18 protein-coding genes are annotated in these 21480 nt (G+C 68.3%); 7 read left to right on the top strand and 11 right to left on the bottom strand.

The genetic code is table 11. The features are described 5' to 3' along the window. Positions 1-471: 471 nt before the first annotated feature. The 6 genes from paaE to paaZ are packed head-to-tail and all read right to left on the bottom strand — an operon-like array spanning position 472 to position 6258. Positions 472-1530, bottom strand: a complete 1059-nt coding sequence (gene paaE / locus ACH34S_RS08200) for a 1,2-phenylacetyl-CoA epoxidase subunit PaaE (protein WP_395951838.1) — start codon at positions 1528-1530, stop codon at positions 472-474. A gap of 2 nt (positions 1531-1532) precedes the next feature. Then, positions 1533-2024: a 1,2-phenylacetyl-CoA epoxidase subunit PaaD gene (paaD, locus tag ACH34S_RS08195; protein ID WP_395951837.1), complete on the bottom strand. Its 492-nt coding sequence runs from the start codon at positions 2022-2024 to the stop codon at positions 1533-1535. Further along, positions 2018-2911 carry a 1,2-phenylacetyl-CoA epoxidase subunit PaaC gene (gene paaC / locus ACH34S_RS08190; protein WP_395951835.1) on the bottom strand — a complete coding sequence of 298 codons (894 nt, stop codon included), beginning with the start codon at positions 2909-2911 and terminating at the stop codon, positions 2018-2020. The genes paaD and paaC overlap by 7 nt, the downstream gene beginning before the upstream one ends. Positions 2912-2918: 7 nt before the next feature. Continuing rightward, positions 2919-3203, bottom strand: coding sequence for a 1,2-phenylacetyl-CoA epoxidase subunit PaaB (gene paaB / locus ACH34S_RS08185; protein WP_395952421.1), 285 nt, complete (start codon positions 3201-3203; stop codon positions 2919-2921). A 5-nt stretch (positions 3204-3208) separates the two neighbouring features. Continuing rightward, a complete protein-coding gene (gene paaA / locus ACH34S_RS08180; protein ID WP_395952420.1) occupies positions 3209-4183 on the bottom strand; it encodes a 1,2-phenylacetyl-CoA epoxidase subunit PaaA in 975 nt (324 codons plus the stop codon). A gap of 35 nt (positions 4184-4218) precedes the next feature. Next, on the bottom strand, positions 4219-6258 hold the full coding sequence (gene paaZ / locus ACH34S_RS08175) for a phenylacetic acid degradation bifunctional protein PaaZ (protein WP_395951834.1): 2040 nt from the start codon (positions 6256-6258) through the stop codon (positions 4219-4221). A 114-nt stretch (positions 6259-6372) separates the two neighbouring features. On the opposite strand from paaZ, the gene ACH34S_RS08170 reads away from it, so the two are divergent. Next, positions 6373-7017, top strand: coding sequence for a TetR/AcrR family transcriptional regulator (locus ACH34S_RS08170; RefSeq protein ID WP_395951833.1), 645 nt, complete (start codon positions 6373-6375; stop codon positions 7015-7017). A 133-nt stretch (positions 7018-7150) separates the two neighbouring features. On the opposite strand, the gene ACH34S_RS08165 is transcribed toward ACH34S_RS08170, so the two are convergent. Genes ACH34S_RS08165 through pdhA form a run of 4 tightly spaced genes read right to left on the bottom strand, consistent with a single transcriptional unit; the run spans position 7151 to position 10817 of the window. Next, the gene (locus tag ACH34S_RS08165; protein WP_395951832.1) at positions 7151-7345 is read right to left on the bottom strand and encodes a hypothetical protein; all 195 of its coding nucleotides are present in this window, start codon (positions 7343-7345) and stop codon (positions 7151-7153) included. A gap of 57 nt (positions 7346-7402) precedes the next feature. Continuing rightward, positions 7403-8650: a dihydrolipoamide acetyltransferase family protein gene (locus tag ACH34S_RS08160; RefSeq protein WP_395951831.1), complete on the bottom strand. Its 1248-nt coding sequence runs from the start codon at positions 8648-8650 to the stop codon at positions 7403-7405. A 50-nt stretch (positions 8651-8700) separates the two neighbouring features. Next, positions 8701-9711, bottom strand: coding sequence for an alpha-ketoacid dehydrogenase subunit beta (locus tag ACH34S_RS08155; RefSeq protein WP_395951830.1), 1011 nt, complete (start codon positions 9709-9711; stop codon positions 8701-8703). Continuing rightward, positions 9708-10817 (bottom strand): pyruvate dehydrogenase (acetyl-transferring) E1 component subunit alpha, encoded by a 1110-nt coding sequence (pdhA, locus tag ACH34S_RS08150; protein ID WP_395951829.1) that lies wholly within the window; start codon positions 10815-10817, stop codon positions 9708-9710. Before pdhA ends, ACH34S_RS08155 begins: the two co-directional genes overlap by 4 nt. Before the next feature lie 118 nt (positions 10818-10935). Here pdhA and ACH34S_RS08145 point away from each other — a divergent pair, with 118 nt between their 5' ends. From ACH34S_RS08145 to ACH34S_RS08135, 3 genes are all read left to right on the top strand, one after another. Further along, positions 10936-11487, top strand: coding sequence for an Lrp/AsnC family transcriptional regulator (locus ACH34S_RS08145; RefSeq protein WP_395951828.1), 552 nt, complete (start codon positions 10936-10938; stop codon positions 11485-11487). Between the two features lie 1845 nt (positions 11488-13332). Beyond that, the gene (locus tag ACH34S_RS08140) at positions 13333-14628 is read left to right on the top strand and encodes a DUF2079 domain-containing protein (protein WP_395951827.1); all 1296 of its coding nucleotides are present in this window, start codon (positions 13333-13335) and stop codon (positions 14626-14628) included. A gap of 205 nt (positions 14629-14833) precedes the next feature. Further along, positions 14834-16339, top strand: a complete 1506-nt coding sequence (locus ACH34S_RS08135; RefSeq protein WP_395951826.1) for an MDR family MFS transporter — start codon at positions 14834-14836, stop codon at positions 16337-16339. Positions 16340-16420: 81 nt separating this feature from the next. Here ACH34S_RS08135 and ACH34S_RS08130 read toward each other — a convergent pair whose 3' ends face one another. Further along, on the bottom strand, positions 16421-17440 hold the full coding sequence (locus ACH34S_RS08130; protein ID WP_395951825.1) for a hypothetical protein: 1020 nt from the start codon (positions 17438-17440) through the stop codon (positions 16421-16423). Between the two features lie 393 nt (positions 17441-17833). Between ACH34S_RS08130 and ACH34S_RS08125 the strand changes: the two genes are divergently transcribed. From ACH34S_RS08125 to ACH34S_RS08115, 3 genes are all read left to right on the top strand, one after another. Next, positions 17834-19420, top strand: coding sequence for an ABC transporter substrate-binding protein (locus tag ACH34S_RS08125; protein ID WP_395951823.1), 1587 nt, complete (start codon positions 17834-17836; stop codon positions 19418-19420). A gap of 86 nt (positions 19421-19506) precedes the next feature. After that, on the top strand, positions 19507-20451 hold the full coding sequence (locus ACH34S_RS08120) for an ABC transporter permease (protein ID WP_395951822.1): 945 nt from the start codon (positions 19507-19509) through the stop codon (positions 20449-20451). Then, a complete protein-coding gene (locus tag ACH34S_RS08115; protein WP_395951820.1) occupies positions 20448-21404 on the top strand; it encodes an ABC transporter permease in 957 nt (318 codons plus the stop codon). The genes ACH34S_RS08120 and ACH34S_RS08115 overlap by 4 nt, the downstream gene beginning before the upstream one ends. Positions 21405-21480 lie beyond the last annotated feature (76 nt).

Below are 21480 nucleotides of genomic sequence, written 5' to 3'. Positions count from 1 at the left end.
TCCATGGTGGACGCTGCTGCGAGGTCAACCTCAACCGAACCCATATTCAAAGAATATCAAGTAATGGGGCGGCTACGCACCGAATACGGGTTCGATTTCTGTCACCGGTCGGATAGTCGGAGTCAAGTGAAACCGGAACCATATTCTGGCGGGCACCGGATTCCAAGACCCGCTCCCTCCCTTTTTCGATTTTAGGGACTTGGAGGTGGTGGGGTGGCGCGTCGGGCGGGGGGCAGGCGGAGCCTGCCCGACGTAAGCTGCGCCTAGGGGCCGTAGAGGCTCCGAAGTCAAGGGTGGGACGGAGTCCCATCGCGAAGCGACGCCGAAGGCGCCCTTGACTTTGGAGGGGCGGCCCCGTACGCAGCGCCACCCCACCCCGAACCCTAGAACATTGGAACCCTAGAGCCTCGAAACTAGAAACCCGCCCAAAGCCCGGACACCCCTCCTCGACGCCATTCGTGCCATTAGCCGTTAGGCGTCGTAGTCGATGGTGAGCTGAGAGGCGACAGGCGTTGATTGGCAGGTGAGGATGTAGCCCGCGTCGAGTTCGGCTTGGTCGAGGGCGTAGTTGCGGCGCATTTCCACATCGCCTTCCACGAGTTTGGCGCGGCAGGTGCCGCAGACGCCGCCCTTGCAGGCGAAGGGGAGGTCGGGGCGCACCTTCTGAGCCGATTCGAGGACGGTCGCGTCCTGAGGCTGGGAGAGGGTGGTGGAGCGGCCGTCCAGGATGACCGTGACCTGGCTGGCCGGGCCGGTCGGGGCGGACTTCTTACGGTTCGGTTCCGGCGGCACCTCGTCCACGTGGAACAGCTCCTGGTGGACGCGGTCGCGCGGCACGTCGAAGTCCCGGAGGACGCGCTGCGCGTCCTGGACCATGGCGAAGGGGCCGCACAGCCACCAGTCGTCGACGGCCGAGATGGGCACCAGGCGGGGGAGGAGGGCGCGGAGTCTGTCCGCGTCCAGGCGGCCGGTGAACAGCTCCGCTTCACGCGGTTCCTGGGACAGGACGTGGACGAGCTCGAAACGGTCCGGGTGCGCGTCTTTGAGGTCGGCCAGCTCGTCGGCGAACATGACCGTGCCGCTGCGACGATTGCCGTAGAGCACGGTGACCCGGGTGGACGGCTCGCTGAGCGCGGACGCGGCGATCGACAGGACCGGGGTGATCCCGGAACCGGCGGCGATCAGCACGTGATGCGCGGCGGCGTCCGGCGACGGCGACAGCGTGAACTTGCCGGAGGGCGGGAGAACCTCGATCGTGTCGCCGGAGCGTACGTCGTGGACCAGCCAGGACGAGAACAGGCCGTCCGGGATCTCGCGGACGCCGATGCGCGGGGCGGCACCGAGAGGTGCGCAGATCGAGTAGGAGCGGCGTTCCTCGCGGCCGTCGATCATGCGGCGGAGGGTGAGGAACTGGCCGGGACGGAACGCGTACTCCTCGCGCAGCGGCGGTGGCACGTCGAAGGTGACCGCGGCCGCGTCGTCGCACAGGCGCTCGACCTCGGCGACGCGTAGCGCGTGGAAACCGGGCACGGTCAGATCTCCTTGAAGTGCTCGAACGGCTCGTGGCAGGCGTCGCAGCGGCGCAGGGACTTGCACGCGGTGGCGCCGAACCGGGACAGCTCGACCGTGTCGGACGAGCCGCAGCGGGGGCAGGCGATCCGGCGGGTCGGGCCCAGAGTCAAGGGGATCGGGCCGGGACGGCGGCGCTGGGGGGCGGCGTCTGGCGGTGAGATCCCGGCGGCTCGCAGCTTGCGGCGGCCCGGCTCGGTGATCCAGTCGGTCGTCCAGGGCGGGTCGAGGGTGGTGCGGATCTGGACGTCGGCGTACCCGGCATCGGTCAGGCGGGCGCGGAGGTCGTCGCGCATCGCGTCCAGGGCGGGGCAGCCGGTGTAGGTCGGGGTGATCGTCACCTCGACGTGGCCGGACATCTCGCGGACGTCGCGGAGGACGCCGAGCTCGGCGAGGGTGAGCATCGGCAGCTCGGGGTCGGTGACCGTTTCGGCGATCGTGCGGGCCGTCACCATGTCGCCCCCGGGTGGGCACGGGCCACGCTTTGCAACTCGGCCAGCAGGTCGGAGAGGGCGGCGGAATGCTCGCCGTTCCGGCCGGCCGGAGATGCGGGTGGGGATGAGGGAGGGGCTGGGGCGGGGGCCGGGCGTTGCAGGGTGGCCTTGGCTAGAACCTCGTCCAGGACGGCGTCGAATTCTGCGCGGACGTCGGACGGGTCGACGGCCACGCCGGCGGTGACCAGGTCACGCTCGATCGTGTGGGCGGTGAACAGTTCGGCGGTGTGCGGCCAGAGCGTGTCCAGGGCTTGCTGGGTGCGGTCGTGGGAGAGGGGCGTGCCGTCGCCCAGGCGGATCGTCCAGAGGGCGGCGTGGTCGCGGTGGTAGGCGACCTCCTTGACGCCCTTGGCGGCGATCGCGGCCAGCACCGGGTCACGGGACGTGGTGAGGCGGTCGAGCAGGGCCAGGCGCCAGGTCGCGAAAAGGAGGAGGCGGACGGTGGAATGGGCGAAGTCGCCATTCTCGGCCTCGACCAAAACCACGTTGCGGAAATCCTCCGCGTCGCGGAAGTAGGCCAAGTCGTCCTCGGAGCGGCCCTCATCCTCGGCGGTTCCGGCTCGGGAGAGCAGGAGGCGAGCCTGACCGAGGAGGTCCAGCGCGATGTTCGCGAGGGCGACCTCCTCCTCCAGTTCGGGTGCGTGGGTGCACCATTCCTGGAGCCGGTGCGACATGATCAGGGCGTCGTCGCCGAGCATGAGGCAGTAGGCCGACAGGGCGTGCCTGTCGATCCCCTCCGGGACGGATGTGTCGATACCGGCGAGCGGGTCGTGGAAACCGGTGCCGAAGGCCCAGCGGGCCTCGTCGTTGTCCTCGGCTATCGCGCCGAGCGCGTTGTCGAACGCCATGGCGGCCTCACATATGCGGGACGTTCTCAGGAATGTCGTAGAACGTCGGGTGCCGGTAGACCTTGTCGCCGCTGGGGGAGAAGAACGGGTCCTTCTCGTCCGGGCTGGACGCGGTTATGTCGCGTGCCTTTACCACCCAGATGCTCACGCCTTCGTTCCGCCTCGTGTAGAGGTCGCGGGCGTTGTGCAAGGCCATTGTGTCGTCGGGGGCGCGCAGCGAACCGACATGGACGTGGTTCAGGCCGCGCTTGCCCCGAACGAACACCTCGTACAGCGGCCAATCCTTTTCCATCTCCATCACGCCTCCCTCTCCGCGCCGCGCCGAGCGGCGCTCCGTGCAGCGTGCCGTGCGGCGCTCCGTGCAGCGTGCCGTGCGGCGTGTGCGGCGGCGGCCTCGCGGACCCAGGCGCCGTCCTCGTGGGCCGCGCGCCGTATCTCGATGCGTTCGGCGTTGCAGGGGCCGTCGCCGCTGATCACGCGCTTGAGCTCCGACCAGTCGATCTCGCCGAAGTCGTGGTGGCCGCGTTCCTCGTTCCAGCGCAGGTCGGGGTCGGGGAGCGTGACGCCGAGCGCCTCCGCCTGCGGGACGGTCATGTCCACGAACCGCTGCCGGAGCTCGTCGTTCGTGTGCCGTTTGATCTTCCACGCCATGGACTGCGCGGTGTGCGTCGAGTCGGCGTCCGGCGGGCCGAACATCATCAGGGACGGCCACCACCAGCGGTTCGTCGCGTCCTGCACCATCTCGCGCTGCGCGTCCGTGCCGCGCATCAGCGTCATCAGCAGCTCGTAGCCCTGCCGCTGATGGAACGACTCTTCCTTGCAGATCCGGATCATCGCGCGGGCATAAGGGCCGTAGGAACTGCGGCACAGCGGGACCTGGTTGCAGATCGCGGCACCGTCCACCAGCCAGCCGATCACCCCGACGTCCGCGAACGAGAGCGTGGGGTAATTGAAGATGGACGAGTATTTCTGCCGGCCGGAGATCAGTTTGGCGGTGAGGTCGGGGCGGTCGGCGCCGAGCGTTTCGGCGGCCGAGTAGAGGTAAAGGCCGTGGCCCGCCTCGTCCTGCACCTTGGCCAGCAGGATCGCCTTGCGGCGCAGCGACGGCGCGCGGGTGATCCACTGGCCTTCCGGCTGCATTCCGATGATCTCGGAATGGGCGTGCTGGGCGATCTGCCGGATCATCGTCGCCCGGTACGCGTCGGGCATCCAGTCGCGCGGCTCGATGCGCTGGTCGCGGCCGATCGTCTGCTCGAACTGCTCTTGAGCCATCCCGGACGGCTCTTGAGTCACGGACTGCTTCTGCGTCATGGTGCCTCCCGCTTGGCGACCAGGGTCAGGACGTCGTATTTCGCGACGACGGCGCCGTCCTGCCGGGTGACCTCGGTGTCCCAGCGGACTTCGCCGTATGCGGCGTCCTCGCGTGGGGTGAGCTGCTTTGCGGTGAGTCTCACGGTCAGTTCGTCGCCGGGGAAGGTCGGGGCCAGGAATCGCAGGTTCTCCAGCCCGTAGTTCGCCAGGACGGGACCGGGATCCGGGTCGACGAACAGACCGGCGGCGAAGGAGAGCACCAGGTAGCCGTGGGCGACCCGCCCGCCGAAGAACGGATTCGCTTTCGCGGCTTCCTCGTCCATGTGGGCGTAGAAGGTGTCGCCGGTGAATTCGGCGAAATGCTCGATGTCGGCGAGCGTGACAGTGCGCGGGCCCGCGACGACCGTGTCGCCCACGCGCAGCTCTTCCAGGTGCTTGCGGAACGGATGAACATCGGTGGACGGGGTGGGTGCGCCCGCCGTCCAGCGGCCCGTGATAGCGGCCAGCATGGACGGCCCGGCCTGGACGGCGGTGCGCTGCATGTGGTGCATGACGCCGCGCATTCCGCCCATCTCTTCGCCACCGCCCGCACGCCCCGGACCACCGTGGACGAGCGGCGGAAGCGGCGAGCCGTGCCCGGTGGACTCGGCGGCGTCCTCCTGGTTCAGGACGAGCAGCCGCCCGTGCCACGGCGCCGCGCCCAGCACGGTCCGGCGGGCGAACCCAGGGTCGGCGGTCACGACCGAGCCGACCAGGCTGCCCTGCCCGCGGGCGGCCAGCGCGACCGCCTGCTCGGCGGTGCCGTCGTAGGGGAGCAGGGTGCTGACCGGCCCGAACGCCTCGACCTCGTGCGGCTCGGCGCGTTCGGGGTCGTCGGCGCGCAGCAGGACGGGCGACATGAACGCGCCGCGCTCGGCGTCGGCGTCCACGACCTCGACGCGCTCCGGGTCGCCGAAGATGATGCCGCCCGCGTCGAGCAGTGTCTTCAGGCGTCGGCGCACCTCTTCGCGCTGCTCGAGCCCGGCGAGCGCGCCCATCCGGACGTCCGAATTGGCCGGGTTCCCGATCTTCACCCGTGCCAGGCGCTCGCTCGCCGCCTCGGCGACGGCGTCGAGCTGGGCGGCGGGCACCAGGGCGCGGCGGATCGCCGTGCATTTCTGGCCCGCCTTCACCGTCATCTCGGTGACGAGCTGCTTCACGAAGAGGTCGAATTCCGGTGTGCCGGGGGTGGCGTCCGGGCCGAGAATGGAGCAGTTGAGGGAGTCGGCTTCCGCGTTGAAGCGGACGGAACGTCCGACCACGACGGGGTGCGTGCGCAGCTTGCGGGCGGTTGCAGCGGAACCCGTGAAGGCGACGAGGTCCTGCTCGGTGAGATGGTCGAACAGGTCGCCCGCGCTGCCGCAGACGAGCTGGAGCGTCCCCTCCGGCAGGATGCCCGACTCGACGATCAGCTCGACGAGGCGGGCGGTCAGGTACGCGGTCTGGCTCGCCGGCTTGACCAGGGTCGGCATCCCCGCCAGGAACGCGGGCGCGAGCTTCTCCAGCGGGCCCCACATGGGGAAGTTGAACGCGTTGATCTGCACCGCGACGCCGTGCAGCGGGGTACAGATGTGCCGTCCGGCGAACGTCCCGCCCTTGCTGAGCGGCTCGACGTCGCCGTCGACCAGGACGGTGTCGTTCGGCAGTTCGCGCTTGGCCTTGCTCGCGTACGACAGCAGCACGCCGATGCCACCGTCCACGTCGATCTTCGAGTCGGCGAGGGTCGCGCCGGTGCGGGCGGACAGCGCGTACAGCTCGTCGCGGTGCTCGCGCAGCTCCAGGCCGAGCCGCTTCAGCAGCACCGCGCGCTGGTGGAAGGTCAGCTCCCGCAGCGCCGGGCCGCCCACCCGGCGCCCGTGCTCCAGCGCCGCGCCCATGTCGATGCCCGACGACGAGATCCGCCCGATCTCCGCGCCGGTCACGGCATCGGCGAGCGGGACGCCCTCGTCCGCCGGAACCTGCCAGGCACCGGACACGTAGCTGGCGAGTGGAGCCATCGGGCCTCTCCTCCGCGTCGTCGGCCGGCCTGAATTACCGACCGTCCGTTCAGTCAGGATATTACCCCTGATCCGGCCCGTTCAGAAGGCCCCGGCGCTGCGATAATGACCGCCGTGAGCAACGAGCGGGACGGACGCGACGGCCGTGACCAGCAGGTGAAGGCGACCCGGCGGGGGCGGCCCGGGTATGACAAGGAGTCGCTGCTGCGCGTCGCTGTGAAGGTGTTCAACGAGCGCGGCTACGACGGCACCAGCATGGACGAGCTGTCCAAGCGGCTCGGCATCAGCAAGTCCGCGATCTATTACCACGTCGCGGGCAAGGACGAGCTTCTCCAGCTCGCCGTCGACCGCGCGCTCGACGGGCTGTTCGCCGCCGCCGACCAGGCCGGGGCCGTGGAGGGACGCGCGATCGACCGGCTGGAGCACCTCGTCCGGGCGAGCGTCGCCGTCCTCGTCGCTGAGCAGCCGTTCGTGACCCTGCTGCTGCGGGTGCGCGGCAACACCGCCGTGGAGAAGCGGGCGCTGGCCCGCCGCCGGGAGTTCGACCATCTCGTGTCCGGGCTGGTCGCGGAGGCGGAGGCGGACGGCGACATCCGTCCCGACATCGACCCGGCGATCACGGCCCGGCTGCTGTTCGGGCTGGTCAACTCGCTGATCGAGTGGTACCGGCCACGGCGGGGAGGGGCCGGCGCCGACGAGATAGCCGACGCGCTGTGCAAGGTCGCCTTCGACGGCCTCCGCACCCGCCCACCCGAATAACGCCCCCACTCCGGCCCGCCGCCTCCGCCGCCTCCGCCGTCGTTGCCGCCTCGCCCTCGCCCTCGCCCTCGCTCCCGCCTCGCCCTCGCCCCCGCCTCGCCGTCGCCGCGGTCGCCGCGGTCGCCGCCGTCGCTTAGCCTCCTGTCGCCTGCCGCATGCGTTCCGGCGTCCAATACTCGGCGACCTCTCCAGGGTCCTGGGTCGAGTGGACGTGCACCCCGTCGCTCGGCCTGGCCGAGCTGTCCGCGCTACTGAGCTTCCAGACGACGGCGCCCATCACCGCCAGGAGGGCGGCCGCCGACACGGTGATGACCGTCTTCTTGTCCATCGAAGCTCCCTCCGCGCACCTACACGGCTACACCGCAGCCTCCCACTTGGTATCCGGCTACAGGTTGGTGAGCAACCTTTCCGGGTGCTCCGTGCAGTCGGCGACGAAACGCAGGAAACCGCCTGCCACCGCGCCGTCACAGACCCGGTGGTCGAAGGTGAACGACAGTTGCGTGACCTGCCGGGGCCGGACCTTTCCCTTCCACACCCAGGGCTTTTCGGTGATGCGGCCGACGCCCAGCATCGCCGCCTCGGGGTGGTTGATGATCGGGGTGGAGCCGTCCACGCCGAACACGCCGTAGTTGTTGAGCGTGAACGTGCCGCCGGTGAGGTCGTCCGGGGACAGCCGGCCCTCGCGCGCCTCGTCCGTCAGCCGCGCGAGCTCCGCGCCCAGTTCGGCCAGCGTCAGCCGCTGCGCGTCGCGGACGACCGGCACCACCAGGCCCCGGTCGGTCTGCGCCGCGAACCCGAGATTCACCCGCGGCAGCTGGACGATCTCGTGCCGCTCGTCGTCCACATACGCGTTCAGCTCTGGGAAGCGCCGCAGCCCGGCCACGCAGATCCGCGCGAACAAGGCCAGCATTCCGACGCGCGCGCCGGGATCGGCCCGCTGGATCTTCTTCTTGAGCTTGACGAGGCGGGTCGCGTCGGCGTCGACCCAGGTGGTCGCATCGGGAATCTCGCGGCGGCTGCGGGACACCCTGTCCGCCATCGTCCGGCGGACGCCCCTGAGCGGGACGCGCACCTCGTCCGCTTCGGGCGCTTCCGGGCGTGCCGCGGCGGCGATCGCGTCCTCGACGTCCTTCCGCAGGACGACGCCTCCCGGCCCGCTCGGCGTCAACGCCGCCACGTCGATGCCGTGCTCCTTCGCCAGGCGGCGCACGACCGGGGAGATCACGCGGGGCGCCTCGTCGCGCGACGGTGCCGCCAGCCGCCGGGAACGGCGAGTCGTGGCCGTCGCCGCCGTTCCGTACCCGACCAGGACGTTGCCCGACCCGGCCCGCTCCTCCTCCCGGTACCGTTCGGCCGCACCATTGCGGGGCGCCGGTCCGGTGTGGGGTGCCGGTCCGGCGTTCACCGAGATGAGAGGGGCGCCCACGGTCACGACGCCGCCCGCCTCGGCGTGCAGCTCCGCGACCGTCCCGGCGATCGGGACGGGCACGTCGACCGCCGCCTTCGCGGTCTCCACCTCGACGACGACCTGATCGACCGTCACGACGTCACCGACCGACACCTTCCACTCCAGGACCTCGGCCTCGGTGAGCCCTTCACCCAGGTCGGGCAGCCGGAAGACCGTGCCGCTCATGCCTGCCTCTTGTGGGGGGTCGACCCCCCACACCCCCCGGTTCGCTTCGCTCATGCCGCACCGCCGACGTTCAGATACCGGGTGTCGGGCTGGTCGTCACGCTGGAGGCGGTCAAGGGCGTCGAGGATGCGGTCGACGTCTGGCAGATGGTGCTGCTCCAGCATCGGCGGCGGGTACGGGATGTCGAATCCGGTCACCCGCAGCACCGGCGCCAGCAGGCTGTGGAAGCAGCGCTCCTGCACACGGGCCGCGATCTCCGCGCCGACGCCCGCGAAGCCGGCGGCCTCGGCGACCACGACGCAGCGGCCCGTCCGGCGGACGGACGCGGCCACGGTCGCGTCGTCGAACGGGACGATCGTGCGCAGGTCGACGACCTCCAGGTCCCAGCCCTCCGCCGACGCCGCCTCGGCGGCCTCCAGCGCGACCGGAACACCCGGCCCGTACGCGACGACCGTCGCGTCGCCCCCTGCTCGCCGGACGACGGCGCGGCCGAACGGCTCCGTCCGCTCCAGGCGCTCGATGTCCGACTTCGACCAGTACAGCTTCTTCGGCTCCAAGAACACGACCGGGTCGGGGTCGTCGATCGCCTCCAGCAGCAGTGAATAGGCGTCCTCCACCGTCGCGGGCGTGACGACCTTCAACCCCGGCGTGTGCGCGTAATACGCCTCGCTGGAATCGCAATGGTGCTCGACACCGCCGATCCCGCCCGCATACGGGATGCGGATGACCAGCGGCAGCTCGACGCGCCCGCGCGTGCGGTTGCGCATCTTGGCGACGTGCGAGGCGATCTGCTCGAAGGCCGGGTACGCGAACGCGTCGAACTGCATCTCCACGACGGGACGGAAACCGCCCATCGCCATTCCGACGGCGAACCCGACGATGCCCGATTCCGCGAGCGGGGTGTCGAAGCAGCGGTCGTCGCCGAATTTCGCGGCGAGACCGTCGGTGATGCGGAAGACGCCGCCGAGCGCGCCGACGTCCTCGCCGAAGACCAGGACCCGCTCGTCGCCGTCGAGAGCGTCCTGGAGGGCCTTGTTGAGCGCCTTGGCCATCGTGATCATGACGGCGTCCCCTCGTGGCGGAGCTCGGGGTGGAGTTCGGCGCTGAGCAGCGCGCGCTGCTCGTCGAGCTGGGGCGTCGGGGTGCGGTAGACGTGGTCGAACAGGCCCAGCGGGACGAGGTCGGGGTCGGCGTTCATGCGCGTCCTGAGGTCTTCGGCGAGCGCGTCGGCGTCGGCGGAGAAGGCCTTGACGTCCTCGTCGGTGAGGTGCCCGCGCCGTCGCAGATAACTTTCCAGCCGGGGGATCGGATCGCGCCCCCGCCATTCCTCCGCCTCCGCCTCCGTGCGGTAGCGGGACGCGTCGTCGGCGTTGGTGTGCGGCTCGATCCGGTACGTGTGCGCCTCGACGAGGAATGGCCCCTTGCCGGCCCTGGCGTGCTCGACGGCCGCCGTCAGAACGGCCAGCACGGCGACCGGGTCGTTCCCGTCCACCCGCTCGGAGCGCACCCCGTAGCCGATTCCCTTATAGGCGAGGGCGGGCGCGGCGGTCTGGCGTTCCAGCGGCACCGAAATGGCGTACTGGTTGTTCTGGACCAGCACCACGAGCGGCGCCTTGAACACGGCGGCGAAGTTGAGCGCCTCGTGGAAATCGCCCTCGCTGGTCGCTCCGTCACCGACGCAGACGAGCGCGATCTGCCCCGTCCCCTTGCGGCGCTCCGCGTAGGCGAGGCCCGCCGCGTGGACGGCCTGCGTCGCGAGCGGCGTGCACTGCGGTGCCGTGTGATGGCGCCGCGGATCGTATCCGCAGTGCGAGTCGCCCCTGAGCAGGGACAGCACCTCGACCGGATCGATGCCGCGCGTCACCAGCGCGACCGATTCCCGGTAGGTGGGGAACAGCCAGTCGCCGTCGTCCAGGACGAGCGCCGCGCCGACCTGGCACGCCTCCTGCCCATGGCTGGACGGATACACGGCCAGCCGCCCCTGCTTGGTCAGCGCCGTCGCCTGCGCGTCGAACCGCCGTCCGACGACCATCGCCCGATAGGCCCGGCGCAGAAGCTCCGCGTCGGGCATCGGGTAGTTCGCCTGTTTCCGCGCCACCGCACCGCTGTCGGTCAGGAACCGCACGGGCTCCGCCGAGGGAAGCAGCGCCTCCGTCCGACCCGTCATCGACTCCACCTCCGCAACTCCATCGATGCTAGAAATATGAACCGATGGGGACAGAAGTCTCAATACCCCGTCAGAAGTCAGGACACATGGCCCGAGCTGGGGAGGTCACATGGACCAAATGTCTTCCGGGACCCCGCTGCCGCCCGGTCTGACCGGACGAACGCCCGCCGGCCCCGCCGGCCCCGCCGGCCCCGCCGGGCCCGCCGGACCGGCGCCGACCGCCGGAGGGACGCCCGCCGCGCTCGACGACCTCGACCGCGCGATCCTCCGCGAGCTGGTCGCCGACGGGCGGCTGTCCATGCGCGCCCTCGCCGAGCGCGTCAACGTCTCCCGCTCCAACGCCTACACGCGCGTGGAGCGCCTGATCTCCGACGACGTCATCACGGGCTTCACCGCCCGGGTGAACCCCGTCCGCGCGGGCCTCGGCACGGCGGCCTACGTCCTGGTGAACATCGAGCAGAACTCCTGGCGGAAGGTGTCGGCGCAGCTCGGGCAGGTCCCCGGCATCGAGCACCTGGCCTTCGTCGGCGGCGACGTCGACCTGATCATGCTGGTCCGGACGCCCGACAACGCCTCGCTGCGCGACATCGTCCTGTCCCGCATCCATACGGTCGAGGGCGTCCGCTCGACCCGCACCTGGCTGATCTTCGACGAGACCCCACACGAGTAAATTTCGTCCCTGGACGCGGGGCCTGCTCAGTTCCGGCGCAGAGGACGAAAATCACTCACCGGGCGCTGCCGAGGGGGATGGCCGGCGGCGCCGCCTGTAAGGCGTGACCCGCGTCCAGGACGAGACGCCAGGGCGTGGAAAAGCGCGTGTGGGCAGTACAGCGGCGCCGCAACCCGCCGTCGATTCGGGCCGCATCATCACAATGCGGCCGCCTGGCCCATGAGCGCGAACCGGCCTACATGCCCGCGTCCGACGAGGTGTGCGAGGCCAAACGAGTGCGGACCACCCTCCTCGCCGCGAATACGGTGGATGACTCCAACTGCGAGAGGTAATGGTACGTTCCGCGGCGAATTACGACCCTGTTTGACCGTGGGCAACAAACATTTGGCCAAGTAGCTCCGTGTGAGCCCAATCCACGAATCCGGCCCGCCGAAAGCCGCCACTGGCGGCCCCCGGGTTCTGCTTGCCCAGCGCCCGACTCGCCTCGGCCTTCGCGGTGCGTGGCGAATACCAGTACCCGCGTGCGTGATTAGAGCGTCACCACGCGCCATTACTGCAGGTCGAGCCGCAAGCCTAGAAACAAGCCAGAGAAACGATCCTTACTAGCTAGAATACTGGAAGTTAGTATCTCTGTCCGAACTCGGCCAGGAGCTTGATCGTTCCAGAGCGCGCATGATCTCCTCGTCTTTGGTGGTACAAAGCACCACCAAAGAGCCACTCGTGAAGGGTGATACACATGCGAAAGCTCGTCGTCAGCAGCGTCTTAGCCTTGGGGGTCGCCAGCTCACTGCTGGCAGCGACTACCCCTGCCTCGGCTGATGTGAGGGAGAAGGAGGACGGGCGAGGCCCTTGCTACATGTGGGAATACGCTCGCGTGCCGACCGGGAAGTTCTCGGGCTGGTGCGACGGGACCGGCCCCGATTCCTATCGGGCCAAGGTCTACTGCAGCGGCGTCGGCTGGAAGTACGGACAGTGGCGCTGGCACGGCGACAGGCGTGGATCCACCGCCCTCTGCCCAAGCCGCAAGAGGGGCTCAAGCGGCGGATGGGATTTCGACTAGGACGAGGATGACTAAACCCCGCAGTGCGAAAAGACAGGCCTGGTAGCCCAGTTCGAGACTGGTTGGGACTGCAAGCTACCAGGCACTGTTGCATTCAACGTTAGACGAGCTAGCGGCCAGGGCAAATTGTTGCCGCGCAGTTCCCGCACTGTGGTCTCCCTTTATGTTTGCGTGAAGCTGAGGCCACTGAAGTTTGTTCGAGGACTTTCAGTCGCTTCGGCGGTGCCCGAAGAGGGTGAAGACGTGTACAGCGTGGACGGGACGCTGATTCTGCTGGAGATGTGAATGGTGTACGTGAGCGCGACCTAACCGTTGGTGACGGACGGGTTCGCAGTGCGGTGTGCGGGTTGGCATCTGGAGGGTGGGATCTGCAACCGGGGGCTTGGTCCCCGAACACCACGAACGCCACGGCCACCCGTTAAATGCCCTCGTCAAAAAGGACCGGTAAGCACGACCGATATAGCCGCTCACTGAGGGCATGGTGGTCTGGCCGCCACCACGGCGTCCGTCTCGCCCAGCACGTCAGGGATGGCCTGAAACAGAAGACGGTATATCGCGCCGCCCGCCGGCCATGGCTGACAGGACACCAACGTCGCGTCAACCGTGCAAACTGGCGCTATTAGCCGCTAAAATCGCCTATTGTGAATACAGAGACCCTTACACCCCCAAGACCCATCTTGTCAACTGTATCGCGAAGTTTTTCGTGGCGGGCATTGATTTCGCCGCTTCTGGCGGTTGCGCTTTGGGGTGTTTACTCCTTATTTTCGCTCATCCGGCATGCTCGTATGGAGACCGCGGCGTACGATCTCGGGATCTTTGATCAGGTCATGAGAGAATATTCCGAGTTCCGGGCGCCAGTAGTGCCAATAAAAGGTCCTGGGGCCAATCTCCTTGGGGATCATTTTCATCCCATACTGGTGACCCTGGCTCCCGGCTACTGGGTTTGGCCGGATGCGAGAACGTTACTTCTCGCGCAAGCTGCATTAGTGGCGGCTTCCGTTATTCCGATCAGCCGTCTGGCGATCGCGAGGCTCGGGTATGCCAGAGGTGCCGCTATTTCACTGGCCTATGGCCTGTCCTGGGGCCTGCAAGGAGCGATCGCCTTCGACTTCCACGAGGTTGCTTTCGCCGTTCCGTTGGTTGCCTTTGGGGTCGTCAGCTTGGCGGAGGAGCGCTGGCGAGCGGCTGTTGCATGGACCTTTCCGCTTCTCCTCGTCAAAGAAGACCTGGGTCTCGTCGTTGCATCCGTCGGCGTCTACCTGGTGTTCAAGAAGCGCTACCGGCTTGGAATAGGCGTGATAGTCACCGGGGTGGCCGGGCTGCTCCTGATTCTCCTTGTACTCATTCCCGCCTTCAGTTGGAATGGAAAGTATCGCTACTGGGGGCAGATGAGCGAAGGAGGGGAGCAGAATGTCTTTCAGACTGTGCTGGAACTTCCGGCAAGCATGATTCAACACCCTCAGAAGTTGGTGCTCATCCTCTGCCTGCTTGTAGTGACGTCCTTTGTGGCCATCCGGTCACCCATCTTGCTTGTAGGCTTACCTGTTGTCCTCTACCGGATCGTGTCAACACAGCCGCCTCAATGGAGCATTGGAGAGGTTCATTACAATGCGATCTTGATGCCCATTATTTATGTGGCACTACTGGATGCCGTGAGAATCCTCGGTGCCGGCAATCGGGAAATATCTCGACGTGTTGCGCGAACCGCGCCTGTGTTTTCGGTTGTAGTGAGCTTGGCGCTGCTTCCTTACTTCTCGTTCTGGCGGTTCACGGATCCGGCTTTCTATCGAACGTCGCCGCACGTCGCCGCCGCACAGCGGCTGCTCGCAGAGATTCCTGACGGTGCGTCCGTCGCCGCCAGTAACTACTTGGCAGCCCAACTCACGGATCGATGCGAGGTCACCCTCTTTGCGGACGTTCACCACCGCCCCGTGGACTGGGTGATCGTCGACAGCAAGCGCCTCGGCGGCGTCCCGGCTCCCCCTGCCGTGCAGCAGGCGAGGTTGAGTGCTCTGCCCTCCGAAGGCTTCAAGTTGGTTCGACAGGACGACGGCATCATGTTGTTCGTGGCAGATCCGTAGCGAGTTGGGCCCACCATGGCCAGGCTCGCCCAGCGCGCGCCGCAGTTCGTGGCGTCGGTGCCCTGGCCGCACGGGAGGCTGGCGACCGTCATCGACTGGATCAAGCGACAGCGTGAGGAGGGCCCTGTCCAGGGCAAATGAGATCCGTTCAAGAAATGTTGGGGCCGATCGATGAGTTCTTGCGGGGGCGCTGGTCTAACCCGGCATGACAACTACGCAGGAAGCCCTTGACGCCAAGCCGACCTCCGAGCGGCGCCGTACCCCCGCCGTGGTTCGCCTGCTGGTGCTCGCGACGTTCGTGGTCATCCTCAACGAGACGATCATGATCAACGCGATTCCGCGGTTGATGGCGGACATGAACATCACCGAGCAGGCGGCGCAGTGGCTGTCGACGGCGTTCATGCTGACGATGGCGGCGGTGATCCCGGTGACCGGCTGGTTCCTGCAGCGGGTCACGACCCGCAGCGCCTACGCCACCGCGATGGGCGTCTTTCTCGCCGGGACCGCGCTCGCGGCGGTCGCGCCGGTCTTCGAGGTGCTGCTGCTGGCGCGGATCGTCCAGGCGACCGGCACGGCGGTGATGATGCCGCTGCTGATGACGACCTTGATGACCGTGGTGCCGGAGCGCGACCGCGGCCGGGTGATGGGCAACGTGACGATGGCGATCTCGGTCGCACCGGCGATGGGCCCGGCGGTGTCCGGTTTGATCCTGCAGCTCGGCTCGTGGCGGCTGCTGTTCGCCGCGGTGCTGCCGATCGCGGCACTGATCGCCTGGCGCGGGCTGGCGCAGCTGGAGAACGTCGGGGAGCCGCAGCTCAGCACCATCGACTGGTTCAGCGTCGGCGCCGCCGCCCTCGGTTTCGGCTCGCTGGTGTACGGGCTGAGCCGGCTCGGCGAGAGCGACAAGCTGGTCCCCGCGTCGATCGTCGTGTTCGGGCTGGCCACGATCGCGGTGTTCGTCGTCCGGCAGCTCCGCCTGCAGCGCCGCGACGTCCCCCTGCTGGACCTGCGCATCCTCCGCCACCCAACCTACGCGCTCTCGCTGCTCCTCATGTCGCTGGGGTTCATGGCGATGATGGGCTCGATGATCCTGCTGCCGATCTACCTGCAGAACCTGCGCGGCCTCACCCCGCTGGAGACCGGAATGCTGGTGATGCCGGGCGGGCTGGCGATGGGCCTGATCGGCCCGGGCGTCGGACGCCTCTTCGACCGCTTCGGCGGCCGCAAGCTGATCATCCCCGGCTCGGCGGGCATCGTGCTCGCGCTGGCCGGCCTCACCCAGATCTCGGCGGCCATGCCGTACTGGCAGATCCTCAGCCTGCACGCGCTGCTCATGATCTCGCTGGCGGTGGCGTTCACCCCGGTGTTCACCCTCGGCCTCGGCGCGCTGCCCGCCCACCTGTACTCCCACGGCAGCTCGATGCTGGCCACCCTCCAGCAGGTCGCGGCGGCGCTCGGCACCGCGCTGGTGGTGACCGTGATGTCCGGCCGGGCCGGGTCCCGGATCGCGGACGGCGCCGCCCAGGCCGTCGCCCAGCTCGACGGCATGCGCCTGGCGTTCCTCGTCACCGCCGCGCTCTCCGTCCTGATGGTCGCCATCGCCTTCCTGCTCCCCAAGCACATCGCCCCGGCGGACGAGCCCGAGAACCTCGGCAACACGCCCACTGAGCACCGCACGTCCGACGACCTGGCCCTCGAACCGGTCGGCTGACCACGGGGAATCGCTAGACCAGGGCGCGGGCCCGGTCGTCCGGCCGAGAGGCCCGGCGACCGGGCCCGTCGGCTGTGAAGATCACGCCTTCGGGCGGACGGCCGCCTGGACGATGTCGACGAGGTTGTAGCCGAGGAGCCCGGCCACGTCGGTCAATCCGGGGGTGCTCAGGAGGGCGTTGGCGTCGGCGGCGTCGAGGCTGCCATGCCAGCGGGTGTCCTCCCTGGGCTTCTCGTCGTTCCAGTACGCCCGCGCGGCCCGCACGAATTGCTCCGCCTCCGCGCGCACCGCCCCGTCGAACCTTTCCATGTGCTTCTCGACCTGCGCCTTGCCCACGTAGGGGACGAAGGAGCTCCAGTTGCCGCCGGTGTCATGCAGGGCGGAGGTGTCAGGCGCGGCGTTCAGCGGCAGGTTCAGGAAGCCGCTCAGGCGCTCCAGCGAGCGTTCGGTGTCGGCCATGTAGTCCTCGTAGCGCATCACCAGCTGCGGCAGGCCGTAGGTGTTGGCGGTGCGGACGGCGTCGACGTAGGTGTCCCGCCAGACGCTCGCGCCCTGCCACAGCGCCTGGCCCGTCCGGTTCCGGTGGCTGATCGCGTACGCGATCGGGTTCCGCGCCGTGACGATGACGTTCAGCCGGGTGCGGTCGGCCGGGTCGGCCTGCTGCTGCGCGATGGCGAGCCGCAGCCAGGTGACGTACTTGCTCCCGTCGATGATCACCGAGGCGTTCAGTGACCGGGCGAGCCGCCGGTGCATGCCGAGGATGTCGTCGTAGGTGACCTGTTCGCGGAGCTTGCCGGTGAAGTGAGGGCAGTCCTTGCCGAGGACGGAGCAGGGCCCGCAGTTGCGCGCCGCGGTCTTGTGGCTGAGGCCGGGGAACTGCGTGAGGTTGTTCAGCTCGCCGACGTAGTGGGCGCCGCTGATCCGGGTGGTCATGGCGCGCCCGATCAGCGTGGATCCCGAGAACAGGGTCCCGATGACGAAGGCGGACGCTGGTGCGGGGGCCGGTGCCTTGGGACGCCTGGAGCGGAGGCGTGCGCGCCTGCCCGCGTGCGCGGGACTCTCATCGGTATGCGCGGGACTCTCGTTGGTCTCAGCGCTCATGTTCACGTCCACCGTGCGACCCCCCGTCACCCGCCAGACCGGGCCGATCAAGATTACCGGACGCCGGGTGGACGGTTCCTTGACTGGCAAGCATACGTATGTTCTCATTCATCAGACAAAGTACGAACTCGCCGCACCGACTACCCCCAGGCAGCCCCGCGCAGGAACCCTGCGACCACCGATTCCGGGCCCGTCACCTCCGAACGCAGGAACCCTGCGAGCGATCGGGTCCTTGAACACTTTTCATCCTCGGCCATCAGTCACGGGCCCGGCCGTCGCGGACAGGCCGGATGAAAAGGGTTCACTCTCCGACGTCCACCCCACTGATTCACCGGAGGGCGAGGATCAAGCCCCGTTTCACCATCACCACATTCTGGTTCGGAGGACCCCCAGATGCGGAAACAGCTCTTCGTTGCGGCTGCCGCAACATTCCTGATGATCGCGAGCGCGTGTAGCGCCGACAAGGATGATCCGAACGGCGGCGACGGCGGGGGTGCGGCCAAACCGAAGCAGAACGTCGCGTGCCCGCCGCTCGACGAGGCCGCGATCGACAGGAGCGCGACGTTCACCTGGATGTACAGCGTCGCCAACACGAGCTTCGACCCGGACAAGATCACGACCAGCAACAGCTGGATGTACCTGTATCCGGTCTACGACACGCTCATCCGCATGGACGCCAACGGCGAGCCGACGCCGATGCTGGCGAAGAAATGGGAGGTCGGCGACGGCGGCAAGAGCCTGACGCTGAATCTCATCGAGAACTGGAAGTACCACGACGGGACCGCGTTCGACGCCGCGTCCGTCAAGGCGAACATCGACCGGCACCGCAGCGGGAAGAGCTTCAACAAGCAGGCGCTGAGCGACGTCACGGGGGTCGACGTCGTCAACGCCTCCACGGTGAAGGTGAACACCAAGAGCGGCGCCGCCCCGCTCATCGGCATCCTCTCCAGCTCGGCGGGGATGATGATGAGCCCGAAGGTGTTCGACGACCCGAACCAGGCGAGCAAGCCCACCGGCGGGTCCGGCGCCTTCAAGGTGACGGCCTACGAGCCCAACACCAAGGTCGAGTACACGCCCGTTCCCGGATACTGGGACCCGAAGGCGGTCAACGTCGCCAAAATGGTGTTCCTGATCTCCAGCAACGACAATGCGCGGCTGAACGCCACCATCACCGGAACGGCGGACTCCACATTCCTGCGGTCCAGCATGTACCAGCCGGCCAAGGACGCGAAACTCGCCGTCTGCCAGAAGCCGAGCCTGGCGAGCTTCACCATCGCCGTGAACACCGGAAAGGCCCCCTTCGACAAGAAGGAGGTCCGCCAGGCGCTGAACTACGCGATCGACAGGAACGCCATCAATGAGCTGCAGGGCGGGTTCTGCCAGCCCGGCGTGCAGATGTTCCCGAACAACTACTACGCGTCCGACCCGTCGCTCGGCCCGGACGCCTACCCGCACGACCCCGGAAAGGCGAAGGAACTGCTCGCCAAGGCGGGCGTGACGAACCTTTCGTTCACGCTGGAGACCGACAACCTCGACGCCTACCAGCGGGTCGCGGAGCTCATCCAGGCGAACCTCCAGGAGGTCGGCGTCAAGATGACGATCCGTCCCGTCGAGCTGCCCAAGCTCATGGAGGGCTTCTCGGTGAACAAGAACGTCGACGCGATCATGGTGCAGCAGAAGGCGGACGCCGACCCGAGCATCCAGATCGCCTCGTACTACCTGCCCGACGGGTTCAGCAACCCGGGCGCGTACTCGAACCCGACGATCACCGACCTCGCCACCAAGGCCAAGGGCGCCGCGGACCGGAACGCCGCCAAGAGCATCTACCAGCAGCTGTTCAAGGCGGCCCACGACGACGCGGCCCAGCCGATCACGCTGTGCCACCTCAACACACCGCTCGCGATGAACAACAAGGTCATGGGCGTGGAGGTCTACGTGGACGGGTCGCGCCAGTTCCGCGGCGTCGCGGTGAAGAAGTGACCACCACCCCTCGCCCCTAGGCGGAGCGGGTTCCAGCCGGAGCACGGGGCCGGCTGGGACCCGCTCGGACAGAACGGAGGATCGGCGTGCTGCGGCTGCTGTGCGTGCGACTCCTGGCGATGATCCCGTTGCTGGTCATCGTCAGCTTCCTGATCTACAGCCTGATCGCGCTGGTGCCGGGCGGCCCGGAGGTGGCGCTGGCCGGGAGCAACCCGACGCCCGAGCGGATCCAGGCGATCCGCGAGGAGCTCGGCCTGGACGAGCCGTTCCTGATCCAGTACTGGAACTGGCTGACCGACGTCCTGCACGGCGACCTGGGCAACTCGTTCGTCGACGACCAGAGCGTCTGGTCGGCGGTCGCGGCCGGGTTCCCGGTGACGCTGTCGCTGGTCGTCCTGACGCTGCTCATCGCGGCCGTGGCGGGGCTGGCGCTCGGCCTGGCCGCGGGCCTGCGCCCGGGCAGCTGGGTCGACCGGATCTCGACCGTCACCGCCAGCGCGTTCATGGCGCTGCCGTACTTCTGGGTCGGCATGATGCTCGTGCTGGTCTTCGCGATCCAGATGCGGGCGCTGCCGGCCGTCGGCTACGTGCCGTTCGCCGAGAGCCCGCTGGACTGGTTCAGCCATCTGCTCCTCCCGGCCGTCTCGCTGGCGACCGTCCCGACCGCCGTCGTCGCAAGGCAGACCCGCGCGGCGGTGACCTCGGTGATGCAGGAGGACTACATCCGGACGGCCAAGGCCAAGGGCCTCCATCCACGGCGGGTGGCGGTCAAGCACGTGATGAAGAACGCCGCCGTCCCCGTGGTCACGGCGTTCGGCGTCGAGGCGAACCGGCTGATCGGGGCGACCGTCGTCATCGAGCAGCTGTTCGCGCTGCCCGGCGTCGGGAAGCTCGCGTACTTCTCGGTGTTCTCCCGGGACTTCCCGATGGTGCAGGGCATCCTGCTGATCACCGCCGTGCTGATCATGCTGGTCAACCTCGCGGTCGACCTGTCGTACGGCTACTTCAACCCGAAGGTCAAGGTGTCATGAGTCAAAGTGACAGCGTCGACCTCCACAAGGCGGCCACCGCATCGGACACCGCATCGGCCACGGCACTGGTCACCGTGCCGGGCGAGGACGGCGCCGATCTCGTCGAGCACGTCTCCCGCAGCCGCGCCACCCTGCGCCGGTTCCGCGCCAACAAGTCGGCCGTCATCGGCGGCGGGCTGCTGCTCCTGATCATCCTCGTGACCGCGGCGGCCCCGCTCATCGCCCCCTACGGGCAGGCGGAGGTCAACATCAGCGACCGGCTGGCCGGGCCGACCGGGGAACACTGGCTCGGCACCGACGCGCTGGGACGCGACACGCTGAGCCGCCTCATGTACGGCGGGCGCGTGTCGCTCGCGGCGGCCGGGCTCGCCGTGCTGATCGCGACGGTCATCGGCCTGCCGCTCGGGCTCATCGGCGGCTTCTTCGGCGGGATCGTCGACTGGCTGCTGGACCGGGCCGCGGACGTGCTGATGTCGTTCCCCGCGATCGTCCTGACCATCGCGATCATCGCGGCGGTCGGGCCGGGGCTCACCACCGCGATGGTGTCGCTGGGGATCGTGTACGCGCCGCGCATGTACCGGGTGGTGCGCGGCAGCACGATCGAGGTCCGGCGCGAGGTCTACATCGAGGCGTCGACCAGCATCGGGACGCCGAGCCTGATGATCCTGCGGCGGCGGGTGCTGCCGAACATCCTGCCGGCGACGCTCGTCCAGCTGTCGTTCCTGCTCGCGTCCGCGCTGCTGGCCGAGGTGACGGTCAGCCTGCTGGGCCTCGGCGCGCTGCCGCCGACGGCGAGCTGGGGCAGCATGCTCGGCCAGGCGTTCCAGGAGATGCGCAGCCAGCCGTCGCTCGCCGTCTACCCCGGGATCGCGATCGCGATCGCGACGCTGTGCTTCAACCTCGTCGGCGACGGCCTTCGCGACGCCTTCGGCCGGGAAACGAGGAAGGCCTGATGACCGGAGCGAAGCGAGGATCTTCAGGCCTTCCCCCCGGGGGTCTGGGGGTCGTCCCCCAGAAAGGCAAGGCCTG

It is taken from the genome of Actinomadura sp. 3N508 (assembly GCF_044326375.1).
Taxonomy (GTDB): Bacteria; Actinomycetota; Actinomycetes; order Streptosporangiales; family Streptosporangiaceae; genus Spirillospora.
This window is presented reverse-complemented; position numbering and strand designations above follow the sequence as displayed.

Coding starts and splice junctions, on each gene's coding strand:
- paaB (WP_395952421.1), bottom strand. CDS start 3,203: ATGGAAAAGGATTGGCCGCTGTACGAGGTGTTCGTTCGGGGCAAGCGC.
- ACH34S_RS08140 (WP_395951827.1), top strand. CDS start 13,333: ATGGAGACCGCGGCGTACGATCTCGGGATCTTTGATCAGGTCATGAGA.
- ACH34S_RS08130 (WP_395951825.1), bottom strand. CDS start 17,440: ATGAGCGCTGAGACCAACGAGAGTCCCGCGCATACCGATGAGAGTCCC.
- ACH34S_RS08155 (WP_395951830.1), bottom strand. CDS start 9,711: ATGATCACGATGGCCAAGGCGCTCAACAAGGCCCTCCAGGACGCTCTC.
- pdhA (WP_395951829.1), bottom strand. CDS start 10,817: ATGACGGGTCGGACGGAGGCGCTGCTTCCCTCGGCGGAGCCCGTGCGG.
- paaZ (WP_395951834.1), bottom strand. CDS start 6,258: ATGGCTCCACTCGCCAGCTACGTGTCCGGTGCCTGGCAGGTTCCGGCG.
- ACH34S_RS08125 (WP_395951823.1), top strand. CDS start 17,834: ATGCGGAAACAGCTCTTCGTTGCGGCTGCCGCAACATTCCTGATGATC.
- paaD (WP_395951837.1), bottom strand. CDS start 2,024: ATGGTGACGGCCCGCACGATCGCCGAAACGGTCACCGACCCCGAGCTG.
- ACH34S_RS08160 (WP_395951831.1), bottom strand. CDS start 8,650: ATGAGCGGCACGGTCTTCCGGCTGCCCGACCTGGGTGAAGGGCTCACC.
- ACH34S_RS08115 (WP_395951820.1), top strand. CDS start 20,448: ATGAGTCAAAGTGACAGCGTCGACCTCCACAAGGCGGCCACCGCATCG.
- paaA (WP_395952420.1), bottom strand. CDS start 4,183: ATGGCTCAAGAGCAGTTCGAGCAGACGATCGGCCGCGACCAGCGCATC.
- ACH34S_RS08145 (WP_395951828.1), top strand. CDS start 10,936: ATGTCTTCCGGGACCCCGCTGCCGCCCGGTCTGACCGGACGAACGCCC.
- ACH34S_RS08165 (WP_395951832.1), bottom strand. CDS start 7,345: ATGGACAAGAAGACGGTCATCACCGTGTCGGCGGCCGCCCTCCTGGCG.
- ACH34S_RS08135 (WP_395951826.1), top strand. CDS start 14,834: ATGACAACTACGCAGGAAGCCCTTGACGCCAAGCCGACCTCCGAGCGG.
- paaC (WP_395951835.1), bottom strand. CDS start 2,911: ATGGCGTTCGACAACGCGCTCGGCGCGATAGCCGAGGACAACGACGAG.